This is a genomic window from Pseudomonas sp. 313 (genome assembly GCF_000316965.1).
Taxonomy (GTDB): Bacteria; Pseudomonadota; Gammaproteobacteria; order Pseudomonadales; family Pseudomonadaceae; genus Chryseomonas; species Chryseomonas benzopyrenica.
This window is the reverse complement of the sequence record NZ_ANBZ01000024.1, coordinates 196,040-207,786: the sequence shown is the minus strand read 5'-3', so window position 1 is coordinate 207,786 and position 11,747 is coordinate 196,040. Positions and strand designations below refer to the sequence as shown.

9 protein-coding genes are annotated in these 11,747 nt (G+C 66.8%); 1 reads left to right on the top strand and 8 read right to left on the bottom strand.

Annotated features, from left to right (window positions below; genetic code table 11):
• Positions 1 to 158: 158 nt before the first annotated feature.
• The 8 genes from C722_RS0104390 to C722_RS0104355 form a co-directional block, all read right to left on the bottom strand.
• A complete protein-coding gene (locus C722_RS0104390) occupies positions 159 to 1,196 on the bottom strand; it encodes a LacI family DNA-binding transcriptional regulator (RefSeq protein WP_017639338.1) in 1,038 nt (345 codons plus the stop codon).
• A gap of 256 nt (positions 1,197 to 1,452) precedes the next feature.
• A complete protein-coding gene (locus C722_RS0104385; RefSeq protein ID WP_017639337.1) occupies positions 1,453 to 2,493 on the bottom strand; it encodes a low specificity L-threonine aldolase in 1,041 nt (346 codons plus the stop codon).
• A complete protein-coding gene (locus C722_RS0104380; protein ID WP_017639336.1) occupies positions 2,490 to 4,301 on the bottom strand; it encodes an aminopeptidase P family protein in 1,812 nt (603 codons plus the stop codon). The genes C722_RS0104385 and C722_RS0104380 overlap by 4 nt, the downstream gene beginning before the upstream one ends.
• Positions 4,302 to 4,421: 120 nt before the next feature.
• Entirely contained in the window at positions 4,422 to 4,592 is a 171-nt protein-coding gene (locus C722_RS26400; protein ID WP_017639335.1) for a hypothetical protein, read from the bottom strand.
• Between the two features lie 119 nt (positions 4,593 to 4,711).
• Positions 4,712 to 5,653 carry a LysR family transcriptional regulator gene (locus tag C722_RS0104370; RefSeq protein ID WP_026083654.1) on the bottom strand — a complete coding sequence of 314 codons (942 nt, stop codon included), beginning with the start codon at positions 5,651 to 5,653 and terminating at the stop codon, positions 4,712 to 4,714.
• Positions 5,654 to 5,885: 232 nt separating this feature from the next.
• A complete protein-coding gene (locus C722_RS0104365) occupies positions 5,886 to 8,936 on the bottom strand; it encodes an efflux RND transporter permease subunit (RefSeq protein WP_017639333.1) in 3,051 nt (1,016 codons plus the stop codon).
• On the bottom strand, positions 8,933 to 10,003 hold the full coding sequence (locus C722_RS0104360) for an efflux RND transporter periplasmic adaptor subunit (RefSeq protein ID WP_017639332.1): 1,071 nt from the start codon (positions 10,001 to 10,003) through the stop codon (positions 8,933 to 8,935). Before C722_RS0104360 ends, C722_RS0104365 begins: the two co-directional genes overlap by 4 nt.
• A complete protein-coding gene (locus C722_RS0104355) occupies positions 10,000 to 11,103 on the bottom strand; it encodes an efflux RND transporter periplasmic adaptor subunit (RefSeq protein WP_157225799.1) in 1,104 nt (367 codons plus the stop codon). The genes C722_RS0104360 and C722_RS0104355 overlap by 4 nt, the downstream gene beginning before the upstream one ends.
• Before the next feature lie 308 nt (positions 11,104 to 11,411).
• Between C722_RS0104355 and C722_RS26110 the strand changes: the two genes are divergently transcribed.
• Positions 11,412 to 11,639 (top strand): hypothetical protein, encoded by a 228-nt coding sequence (locus C722_RS26110; protein ID WP_143075250.1) that lies wholly within the window; start codon positions 11,412 to 11,414, stop codon positions 11,637 to 11,639.
• Positions 11,640 to 11,747: the final 108 nt, after the last annotated feature.

The window sequence follows — 11,747 nt, the reverse complement described above, 5'->3', positions numbered from 1 at the left end:
CTCTTGCGTGATTGTTTTTATTGAAGGCGCGGAATGCTGGATGATTGCGCAATCATGCCTTGATGCGACAACCTGACTCAGCCCCGGCGTTTGTCCAAGACTAAGCTATGATTGCGCAACCATACAAGTATGACGTCTAACGACTTCGACGCCGGTGGTCAGGTCGTGGCGCGGTCGATGATGTGGAAGCCGGTGTCGATGCGCACCGCGTCCCGGGCCCGCTCGCCCTGGTTGAACCGTTGCAGCAGCGCCTCTGCCGCCAGGGTGCCCATGCGATCGCCTTCGACGCTCACCGACGACAGCGCCGGGTGCATCTGGGCAGCGCTGGAGAGATTGCCGAAGCCGAGCACCGCCAGATCCTCGGGCAGGCGCAGCCCGCGACTCGCGGCTTCCGCCATCACTCCCTGGGCGACGGTGTCGGAGCTGCAGACCACCACGTCGAAGCCCTCGTCGCGGGCCAGCAACTGGCGCAACCCCGCCCGCCCGGATTCCACCAGGGCTGGCGCCGGCAGGATTTCCAGCGGCGGTTCCGCCAAGCCCAACTCGGCCAGCCGGGCGACCAGACTGCGGCAGCGGCGCAAGGCGCGGGGGTCGTCCACCGAGACCACGGCGAAGCGCCGATAACCGCGGGCGTGCAGGTGCTCGGCCTGGGCCCGGCCCACCGCTTCATGGGAGAAGCCCACCTGCATGTCCAGCGGGTCTTCGCCCAGGTCCCAGGACTCCACCACCGGGATGCCGGCCTGGGCCAGGCGCTGGCGACTGGCCGCGGTGTGCAGGGTACCGGTGAGCACGATGCCATCGGGTTTGCGCCCCAGCACCGCGGCCAAGAGTTGCTCCTCCTGTTCGGCGCTGTAGCCGGTCAGGCCCAGCAGGGTCTGGTAGCCCGCCTGGGACAACCGCGCCATCAACGCCTGAACGGTCTCGGCGAAGATGGAGTGGACGATGGTCGGCACGAACAGCGCCACCAGGCGACTGCGATTGGAGGCCAGGCCACCGGCCAGCAGATTGGGTACGTAGCCGGTGACCCGCACGGCTGCCAGCACCTTCTCCCGCGCCGCCTCGCTGACGATCTCCGGTCGATTCAGCGCCCGCGAGACGGTGATTGGCGACACCCCGGCGACCCGGGCCACGTCGATGAGCGTGGGGGCGCCAGGATTGACCGCGGCAGTGAGGGCTTTGCTGGACTTCTTGGCCATGGATCGCTGGAGACGGGAAAGAGATCGGCCATGGTAACGGTTGGGGCGGGCGGCGTCCCTGGTGAACACCGTAGCGTGGAAAACCACGCAGCGTTTTCCGTATGGGAATGGGTACCGATGGATGAGAAAGCAGCGAATCCCGTAGGAGCGGCCCATGGCCGCGATACACCCTATGCCAGGTTTGATCGCGGCTATGGGCCGCTCCTACAGAATCGAGTACGCGTTAGCAGCGGCCGCCTCGCCATGGCGGTACAACCTAACCCCCCATCGCCAGGCGAATATCCGCGGCCAGCTCCAGCACGCGAGCCTCTTCGGTGTCCCAGGAGCACATGAAACGCGCACCCCCGCTGCCGATGAAGGTGTAGAAGCGCCAGCCACGACCGCGCAGGAATTCCAGCGCCGGCTCGGACAGCTGCAGGAACACCGAGTTGGCTTCCACCGGGAACATGAAGTCCACCCCGGGCACGTCGCGCACTCGCCCGGCCAGCAGCTGGGCCATGGCGTTGGCGTGGCGGGCGTGGCGCAGCCAGGTGTCGTTTTCCAGCACGCCCAGCCAGGGCGCGGAGAGGAATCTCATCTTCGAAGCCAGCTGGCCGGCCTGCTTGCAGCGGTACTCGAAGTCCTCGGCCAGGTCGCGGTTGAAGAAGAGGATGGCCTCCCCCACCGCCATGCCGCTCTTGGTGCCGCCAAAGCAGAGCACGTCGACGCCAGCCTTCCAGGTCACCTCGGCCGGGGTGCAGCCCAGGCCGGCCACGGCGTTGGAAAAGCGCGAGCCGTCCATGTGCAGGTGCAGGCCGAGGTCGCGGCAGGTGGCGCTGATGGCCTGCAGTTCGTTGAGGCCATAGAGGGTGCCCACCTCGGTGGCCTGGGTGACGGTCACCGCGCGCGGCTTGGGAAAGTGGATGTCGGCGCGCTTGGTGGCGATCTGCTGGATGGCACCCGGGGTCAGCTTGCCCTGGTGGGCCGGCGCCAGCAGCAGCTTGGAGCCGTTGGAAAAGAATTCCGGCGCCCCGCATTCGTCGGTCTCGACGTGGGCGGTGTCGGAGCAGATCACGCTGTGGTAGCTCTGGCACAGCGCCGCCAGGGCCAGGGAGTTGGCCGCGGTGCCGTTGAAGGCGAAGAACACCTCGCAATCGGTCTCGAACAGCTGGCGGAAGCGATCGGCGGCGCGCGCCGTCCAGGTGTCGTTGCCATAGGCGGTCTCGTGACCGACGTTGGCCGCCGCCATGGCCGCCCAGGCCTCCGGGCAGATGCCGGAATAGTTGTCACTGGCGAATTGCTGGGCGTTGCTGCTCATGCGGCAGTCCTCGCGACGGGTTCGGTACGGGCCAGCAGCCAGTCACGGGCGGCGCCTTCCACTAGCGGCAGCACGCGGCGGCGGACCTCGGCGTGATAGCCATCCAGCCAGTCCAGCTCGTCGGCGCGCAACAAGGCGAGATCCAGGCAGCGGGTATCCAGCGGACAGAGGGTCAGGGTCTCGAAGGCCAGGAAGTCGCCGAATTCGGTGGTCTCGGCGCGGGTGCACAGGAGCAGGTTCTCCAGCCGCACGCCCCACTGGCCGGGACGATAGATGCCCGGTTCGTTGGAGGTGATCATGCCCTCGCGCAGGACATGGTGCGGGGTGACCGTGGCATAGAAGGAAATCGATTGCGGCCCCTCGTGCACATTGAGGAAGTAGCCCACGCCATGGCCGGTGCCATGACCGTAATCGATGCCGGCAGCCCAGATCGGCTCGCGCGCCAGGGCGTCGAGCATGGGCGCGGCGACCCCGGCCGGAAAGCGCGCCCGCGACAGCGCCAGCATGCCCTTGAGCACCAGGGTGAAGTCGCGCTTCTGGGCGGCGCTGGGGGTGCCGATGGGCACCACCCGGGTGATGTCGGTGGTGCCGCCCAGGTACTGGCCGCCGCTGTCGATCAGCAGCAGGCCGTCCCCCTGGAGTTCGGCATGGGCTTCTTCGGTGGCCCGATAGTGCGGCAGGGCGCCACCAGCGTTGAAGCCGGCGATGGTGGCGAAGCTCAGGGAGACGAAGTGGGGCCGGGCAGCGCGGGCTTCGCTCAGCCAGTCGTCCACGGTCAGCTCGGTGAGGCGCTCGCCGCGGGCCAGGGCGGCCTCGAAACGGGCGAAGAAGACACACAGGGCCGCACCGTCCTCCTCCATGGCGGTGCGTACCTGGGCCACTTCCTCAGCGGTCTTGCAGGCCTTGAGCAGGGTCGAGGGATTGATCTGTTCCAGGCGCTTGACGCTCGTCGGTGCGGCCTCGGCGAGGCCCAGGGTGACCCGCGCCGGGTCCACCAGCAGGGTGCTGTCCGCTGGCAGCAGGCCCAGCTCGGTGGCGGCCTGGGCGTAGTCGGCCAGCGCCACGCCATCCGCTGCCAGGGCCGCGCGGATCTCCGCCGGCACCTTGGCCGGGTCGATGAACAGCTGGCAGCTGTCCCTACCCAGCAGCAGATGGGCGAGGAACACCGGGTTGTAGGGCACGTCGGCGCCACGCAGGTTGAGCAGCCAGGCGATGTCGTCCAGCGAAGAGATGAAATGCCAGTCGGCCTTTGCCTCCGCCAGCGCCTGGCGCACCTGGGCGAGCTTGGCGCTGCGCGGCTGGGGCGCATGGGGCGCGGCATGGGCATAGAGCGGCGCGGCCGGTAACGCGGGGCGATCGCTCCAGATCGCCGCCAGGGGATCGAGGTCGGTACGCAACTGGATGCCCTTGGGCTCCAGTGCCCGGCGAAGGGCGGCGGCGGAGCCCAGGGACAGCACCTGGCCGTCCACCAGCACCGTGCCACCCTCGGGCACCTGGTCGGCCAGCCACTGCAGGTGGGCCTGGGGCTGGCTGGCGACCTGCTTCATCAGGTCGATGCCGCTGCCCGCCAGCTCCTGGGTGGCCTGCTCCCAGTAGCGACTGTCGGTCCAGACGCCGGCGGCCTGGCGGGTCACCAGCAGCAGCCCAGCGGAGCCGGTGAAACCAGATAGCCAGGCCCGCCCCTGCCAGTGTTCGGGCAGGTACTCGGACAGGTGGGGATCGGCGCTGGGGATCAGGCAGGCATCGGCGCCCTGCTCGGCCAGGAAGGCGCGCAGGTGGGCGAGTCGTTGAGCGGGGGTGGCGGTCATGAGCACCTCGACAAGGTCAGAAGCTCAGTGTGCCGCAGATACAAAAAAGCCGCACCCAAAGGGTGCGGCGGAGAAAGACCAAAGGAGCAAAGAGGGGTGGTCTTTCGAAAACTGAGTGGCTCAGCGACGCAGGTTGGCGGCGGGAGCAGCCTGATCCCCGTAGTGCTGCATGGCGGCATGATTCTGATCAACCAGCTTGTATCTCAGGCTGGGATTGTCGTCGGCAGCAGCGAATTGGGCGGCAGTCAGAGTGGCAAGGGTCAGCAACAGGGCGGACAGAGAACGTTTCATGGCGAACTCCTAAAAAGGTCGTGTTCATCGGGGTACGGGACCATTCTAGGTAATGAATGCAGCCTAATAAATAGCATGCTAACTAATTCACTATTACAAAACCTGCAACAAGCCATGGCTTAGTCCTTAGCCCAGTAGCGTTGGTCTTCCAGCACCAGATTTTCTACCTGCAGGCGCTCGGGAAGTTCTTCCTTGAGGAAGTCGATCCAGGTCTTGATCTTGGCGTCGAGAAAGCGCCGCGAGGGATAGAGCGCATGGATGGTGCGCTCGCGTAGGCGGAAGTTGGGCAGTAGCCGTACCAGACTGCCATCGCGCAGGTAGTTGACCGCGATGTAACTGGGTAGCAGGCAGATGCCCATGCCCTGCCGCGCCACGCTGGCCAGGGCCTCGGCGACGTTGACCTGGAAGACGTAGCGCGGCGCCACCTGCAGCTCGCCTTCGGGACCAGCGAAGACCCAACGCTCGGAGAAGTTGGGATCCAGCAGCCGCAGGCAGTCGTGCTCGGCGAGATCGGCCGGTACCTTGGGCGCCGGACGCTGCGCCAGGTAGCTGGGCGCCGCGCAGACCACGCTATAGACGCCACCGAGACGCTGGGCGACGAAATCCGAATCGGCCAGCTCGGTGTCCAGGGTGATGGCGATGTCATGCCCATCCTCCAGCAGCGCCGGGTGGTTCTGCGAGAGCGTCATGACGATCTCGACGTGGGGATAGCGGGCGCAGAAGCGCGACACCAGTGGTGCCAGCAGCTGGGTGCCCAGGCCGGTCATGGAATGCAGGCGCAGATGGCCATGGGGCTTGAGATGGGCACCGCTGGCTTCGGCTTCGGCCTCGCCGACATCCTGCAGGATGCGCCGGCAGCGTTCGAGATAGCGCTCGCCCGCCTCGGTCAGTGCGAGCCGCCGGGTGGTGCGGTGCAACAGACGGGTCTGCAGGTGGCTTTCCAGTTCCGCCAGCAGGCGCGACACCTGGGCGGTGGACAGGGCGAGGGTGTGGGCGGCAGCCGTGAGACTGCCCAGATCCACCACCCGGACGAAGATGCGCATGCCTTGGAAAATATCCATTATTGCCTTTTTCGCAATGGAGTTTCGTCAAGCTGTCACTTTATTGAAAAAGTCACACGCCCGATAGTGGTGCGGTGAGCTGCTGTGGATTCGACATTTTGACCGCGCGAATCCTTCCCTCCGGCAGTGGCTCCTTGGATAGCTCCTTGCGGCCTTCCGACCGACGTCTCCTCTGGAGACGTCGGTCGGAAGGCCGTTTTTTTTGCCCGGCTTTTGGGCCAGGCCCGCTGCCTCAGCCCTTCCGCTCCGGCTCGCGAATGCGGTAGCTGGCGATATAGAGCGCCGGCAGGAACAGCAGGGTCAGCAGCGTCGCCGCGACGATCCCGCCGATCATGGCATAGGCCATGGGCCCCCAGAACACCTCGCGGGCGATGGGAATCATGCCCAGGCTGGCCGCGGCGGCGGTCAACAGGATCGGCCGGCGGCGGTGGCGGGTGGCTTCCACTACGGCGTCCCAGGGCGAGCGACCGTCACGCTCGAAGGCGTCGATCTGGGTCACCAGGATCACCGAGTTGCGGATGATGATGCCGATCAGCGCCAGTACCCCGAGGATGGCGACGAAGCCCAGCGGCTGGCCGAAGGGGATCAGCCCCAGCACCACCCCGATCAAGCCCAGGGGCGCCACGCTCGCCACCAGGAACAGCTTGCGGATGCTGTGCAGCTGGATCATCAGGAAGGTAGCCATGAGAAACAGCATCAGCGGCACCACCTCGGCGATGGGGCCCTGGGCCTTGCTGCTCTCCTCCACCGTGCCGCCCACCGCCACCTGATAGCGCGGCGGCAGCTTGGCGATGAAGGCATCCACCTCCGGCTGCAGCTGCTTGACCAGGTCCGGTGCCTGGATCTCGCTGAGAATGGACGCCTTGAGGGTGATGGTGGGCAGGCGGTCACGGCGCCACACCAGCGGCTGCTCCAGGGCGTAGTCGATGCGAGCGAAGGCCTTGAGCGGCACCGCGACGCCCTGGGGCGTCATGATCTGCAGATTCTCCAGGGTCTCCACCGAGCGCCGCTCGGCCTCGCTGGCCCGCGCCACCACGTTGACCAGGTAGATGTCGTCGCGCACCTGGGTCACCGGGGTGCCGGTCACCACGCCATTGAGGATCTGCGCCACGTCCTGGGAAGAGAAACCCAGCTGCCGCGCCTTGTCCTGGTTGACCTCGATCTTGAGCATCCGCGCCGGCTCGTTCCAGTCGTAGAGGAAGTCGCCCAGCTGCGGACTCTTGCCCAGCACGCTGGCCAGGGCCAGGGCTTGGCGGCGTACCTCGGCGACGTCCGGGCCGCTGATGCGGTACTGGATCGGCCGCCCCACCGGCGGGCCCATTTCAAGGGGCTGGACGTAGCCGGACAGCCCGACGAAGTCCTGGCGCAGGCGCTGTTTGAGCTTGGGCAGCAGCCGATTGCGGGCTTCCAGATCCTTGGCCACCAGGATCACCTGGCCATAGAAGGGATTCTCCAGCTGCTGGTCCAACGGCAGGTAGAAGCGCACCGCGCCCTGGCCGACATAGGAACTCCAGTGGGCCACGTCCGGATCGTCGGCCAGGGTCTTTTCGAACCTGTCCATCTGCGCGCGGGTGGCGTCGAGGGAGGCGTTCTGCGGCAGGTTGAAATCGATCAGCAGCTCGGGCCGATCCGAAGACGGGAAGAACTGGTTCTGCACGAACTTCATGGCGAACAGCGCCGCGGCGAACAGCAGCACCGTGAGGATGATGGTCAGCCAGCGATGGCGCATGGCGCCCAGCAGCAGGCCGTCGGACCAGCGCGCCAGGCGACCGGGCTGGTCATGATCCTTCTGCTTCACCTTCTTCGGCAGGATGTGCACGCCGATCACCGGCGAAAAGAACACCGCGACGATCCAGGACAAGAGCAGCGCCACGGCGATCACCGCGAACAGGGTGAAGGTGTACTGGCCGGCGCTGCTGGAGTTGAGGCCGATGGGCACGAAACCGGCCACGGTCACCAGGGTGCCGGTGAGCATGGGAAAGGCGGTGGACTCGTAGGCGAAGGTCGCCGAGCGGTGCAGCGACTCGCCCTCCTCCCGTTTGGTCACCATCATCTCCACGGTGATCATGGCGTCGTCCACCAAGAGGCCTAGGGCGATGATCAAGGCGCCGAGGGAAATCCGCTGCATGGTGATGCCGCTGTATTCCATGAAGACGAACACCAGCGCCAGGGTCAGGGGGATCGACAGCGCCACCACCAGGCCGGCGCGCACGCCAAGGCTGATGAAGCTCACCACCAGCACGATGATGACCGCCTCGAACAACGCCTGGGTAAAGCCGCCGACGGCCTTTTCCACCACCTGCGCCTGGTTGGAGACCACGTGCACGCCGATGCCCACCGGCAAGGCGCCGGTCAGCTCCTGCATCTTTTCGGTCAGGGCCGCGCCAAAGGTCTGGATGTTGCCACCGCTGCTCATGGCGATGGCCAGGCCAATGGCCGGCTGGCCCTTGTAGCGGAACAGCGAACTGGGCGGATCGGCATACCCGCTGCGGATGTCGGCCAGATCGGTGAGGCGATAGAAGCGATCGTCGATGCGCAGATTGACCGCGGCCAGATCGGCGGTGGAGCGGAATTCGCCACTGGTACGCACGCTGATGCGCTCGGCGCCGGATTCGATGGTCCCCGAAGGCGTCACCGCGTTCTGCTGCTGCAGACTCTGCATCACCTGGCGCTGATCCAGCCCCAGGGCGGCCAGCTTGCGGGTGGAGAAGTCCAGGTAGATGACCTCGTTTTCCGCACCGATCAGTTGCACCTTGCCGATGCCCGGCACGCTGCGGATCTCGCGGCGCACCTGCTCCACCTGGTCGCGCAGCTGGCGCATGCTGAAGCCGTCGCCGGTGAAAGCATAGATGCTGCCGAAGACGTCACCGAATTCGTCGTTGAAGGCCGGTCCCTGGATGCCCTGGGGGAATTCGCCCTGGATGTCGGAGACCTTCTTGCGCACCTGATACCAGATATCCGGAATCGCCTTGGCCGGCGTGGTGTCACGCAGATAGACGAACACCGTGGACTGGCCCGGCCGGGTAAAGCTTTTGGTGTAGTCCAGCGAATCCAGTTCTTCGAGCTTCTTTTCCACCCGCTCGGTGACCTGGCGCAGGGTCTCCTCGGTGGTCGCCCCCGGCCAGCGGGTCTGGATGACCATGGTCTTGATGGCGAAGGACGGGTCTTCCTCGCGGCCCAGCTTCATGTAGGAGAAGACGCCCATCAGCAGGGCGACGAACATCAGGTACCAGACGAAGGATTGGTGGCGCAGCGCCCAGTCCGACAGGTTGAAGCCTTTCATGGCCGAGCGCCCTCCTGATCCTTCACCCGCTGTCCCTCCTCGAGACTGTTGACCCCGGCTATCACCACCCGCTCACCGGCGCTCAGACCATTGCCGATCCATGCCAGGCCGTCCGCCTCGCGCAGCACCTCGACCGGCCGCTGGCGCACCTGCGCCTGCTCGCCCTGGCCCGCCACCACCCAGACCGAGGTCTGGCCATTCTGGCGCCGCAGCGCCTGGGCCGGCAGAGACAGGCCCGCGGCCGGTGGCGACGCCAGTTCGCCCTGTACCAGACTGCCGATGCGCAACGCGGCCGGTGGCTCGTCCAGGGTCAGGCGCACCCGCCGGGTACGGGTGGTGGCATCGGCCTGGGGCTCGATCTCGCGCACCTGGCCCTGCACCGCCACGCTCGGATCCAGCGCCATGCGCACGGTCAGGACACGACCTGGGGTCAACTGGCCGATGGCCTGGGCCGGCAGGTCCAGCACCGCCTCGCGGATGTCCGGGCGGGCGACCCGCACCACCGGCTGACCGGCGGACACCACCTGGCCGACCTCGGCCTGCCAGGCGGTGATCACGCCGTCGAAATCGCTGTAGAGCTCGGCATAGTTGCGCTGATCGCGGGCCTGCCGCTCGGCGCTCTGGGCCTGTTCGCGGGCGGCCTCCAGGGTATGCAGGCGGGTCAGCGCCTGGTCCAGCTGGGAGCGCGAGCCGACGCCCTGGTCGAACAGCTGCTGCTGACGCCGGGCATCGTTGCGGGCATCGCGCCACTGGGCGTCGGCATCGGCGCTCTGGCCCTGGCGACTGCGTAGGGCATTGTCCTGATCGGTGGGGTCCAGCGCGGCCAGCAACTGGCCGCGGCGGACCGGCTGACCCACGTCCAGCAGGCGGCGGGTCATGCGGCCACCGACGCGAAAGCCCAGCACGCTCTCGTAGCGCGCCTGGATGCTGCCAGCGAACACCTCACGCTGGGGCTGCGGCGCGCTGAGGGTCAGGGTCGCTACCGGCCGGATCGGCGGCGGTGGCGCCTCGTCGTCGGAACAGCCGGCGAGAACCAGCAGCAGGCAGAGCGGCAGGAGGGGCTTCATGGGCGCACCTCGTTGAAGGCGGAGCGCTCGGCGACCTCGACCTTCTGGCCGGGACTCAGGGCCTGGCCGCCGGCGACCACGATGCGGTCGCCGGCCTTGAGGCCGTCGCTGACGATGATGCTGTCGCGGGTGTAGCGCTCGATGCGCAGCGGCTGCAGGCTGACCCGGCCGTCTTCGTTCAGGCGCCAGGCGGCGGGCTGATCGGTGGTGCCGTTCAGCGCCGTCCAGGGCAGGGCGAAGCCCTGCTCGGCCACGCCCTCCAGCTGCGCATTCACCACCGCGCCAAGGGTCATGGCGGCGGGTGGCCGGTCCAGCTGTACCTTGATGCGTACCGTGCCGCTGCTCGCCACCGTCGGGGCGATCTCGCGCAGGGTGCCCTGGGTCGCGATCGCCGGTTGCGCCTGCAGGGCGACGGGCAGCCGCTGGCCGACCTGGAGTTCGCGGGCCAGGGATTCGTAGAGATCGAAGACGGCATCGAGTTCGCCGCTCACCGCCAGGTCGAAGATCGCCGCGCCGGCCTGCACCACCTGACCGGCTTCGGCATGGCGGGCGGTCAGCACCCCAGCGGCGCTGGCGCGCAATTCGGTATAGCCCAGCTGCTTGCGCGCATCGTCGCGCTGGGCCACGGCGGTTTGCAGCGCACTGCGGGCGCCATCGAGGGTGGCCTGGGCCTGGTCGTACTGGCTGCGACTGGTATAGCCCTTGGGCAAGAGCGCGGCCTGGCGCTCGAAATCGACCCGCGCCAGCCAGGCGCGGGCTTCCTGGGCCTCCACCTGGGCCTGGGCGGCGGCCAGGTTGTTGCGCAGATCCTGGGGATCCAACCGCGCGAGGATCTGGCCCTCGCGTACCCGATCCCCGACGTCCGCCAGCCGCTCGCTGATCTTGCCGCTCACACGGAAGCCGAGCGGTGCCTGCACCCGCGCTTGGATATCACCGGTGAAGGGAATGCGCTGGGCATCCTTTATCGGGCTCAGCTGCGTCACCACCACCCGCGCCGGTTCCTCGGTGGGCGGTCGCTCCTGGGAACAGCCTGGCAACAGCGTTACCAGGGCCAGAGCGACCGTTACCTGGCAGAGGTGAGCAAGGCGGAGAGCCCTCATGATTATCCTTATCGGTGGAAGAGGCGCGATCTGCGAACTGACCACAGGCGGCGCGGGGGGTTCGTCCGACGAATTGTCCGGCGCTGGGCGCTGCTTGGGAAGCGCTACGGCGGGGCCGCCTGCGCAAATGGTCGGTACCAGAGCGGCAACTTGCCCACAAATGTTCACAAATGCTCTGGAACCCGGCATTCCAGGGCGCAGTCAACTACAACGAGCGCTGTGGACCTGCCCGTTCGCAGCTGATGCCCGTCTCTCCACTGGAACGGGCCCAACCAGATTCCCAGGTTTACTTCGACGAGGCCGAACTCATGAAAAAGCTGCTGATCACCTCTACCGCTGCTGTGATGCTGTCGATGGCCACGGGTGTCTTCGCGGCCGAAACCTCCAAGAGCGCCACGGCCGTCAATGGTTCGGCTACCGAAGCCGTACCGGGCAAGACCACCGTCAAGGGCGGTGCTGATGGTGGTGCCGAAGTCCCCTTCAAGAGCGAGAAGCCCAACAAGGTCGACGCGCGCAACCAGAACAACATGCAGTAAGCCCAGCTTTCTGGCGGTAACAAAAGCCCCGGCATGCCGGGGCTTTTTGCTGCCTGGCGTTCGAGACGCAGACAAAACAAACCCCGCCGAAGCGGGGTCTGTGGAAAC

Bases quoted from the DNA above. Each gene is read 5' to 3' on its own strand.
- C722_RS0104390 (WP_017639338.1), bottom strand. From the start codon at position 1,196: ATGGCCAAGAAGTCCAGCAAAGCCCTCACTGCCGCGGTCAATCCTGGC.
- C722_RS0104385 (WP_017639337.1), bottom strand. From the start codon at position 2,493: ATGAGCAGCAACGCCCAGCAATTCGCCAGTGACAACTATTCCGGCATC.
- C722_RS0104380 (WP_017639336.1), bottom strand. From the start codon at position 4,301: ATGACCGCCACCCCCGCTCAACGACTCGCCCACCTGCGCGCCTTCCTG.
- C722_RS26400 (WP_017639335.1), bottom strand. From the start codon at position 4,592: ATGAAACGTTCTCTGTCCGCCCTGTTGCTGACCCTTGCCACTCTGACT.
- C722_RS0104370 (WP_026083654.1), bottom strand. From the start codon at position 5,653: ATGGATATTTTCCAAGGCATGCGCATCTTCGTCCGGGTGGTGGATCTG.
- C722_RS0104365 (WP_017639333.1), bottom strand. From the start codon at position 8,936: ATGAAAGGCTTCAACCTGTCGGACTGGGCGCTGCGCCACCAATCCTTC.
- C722_RS0104360 (WP_017639332.1), bottom strand. From the start codon at position 10,003: ATGAAGCCCCTCCTGCCGCTCTGCCTGCTGCTGGTTCTCGCCGGCTGT.
- C722_RS0104355 (WP_157225799.1), bottom strand. From the start codon at position 11,103: ATGAGGGCTCTCCGCCTTGCTCACCTCTGCCAGGTAACGGTCGCTCTG.
- C722_RS26110 (WP_143075250.1), top strand. From the start codon at position 11,412: ATGAAAAAGCTGCTGATCACCTCTACCGCTGCTGTGATGCTGTCGATG.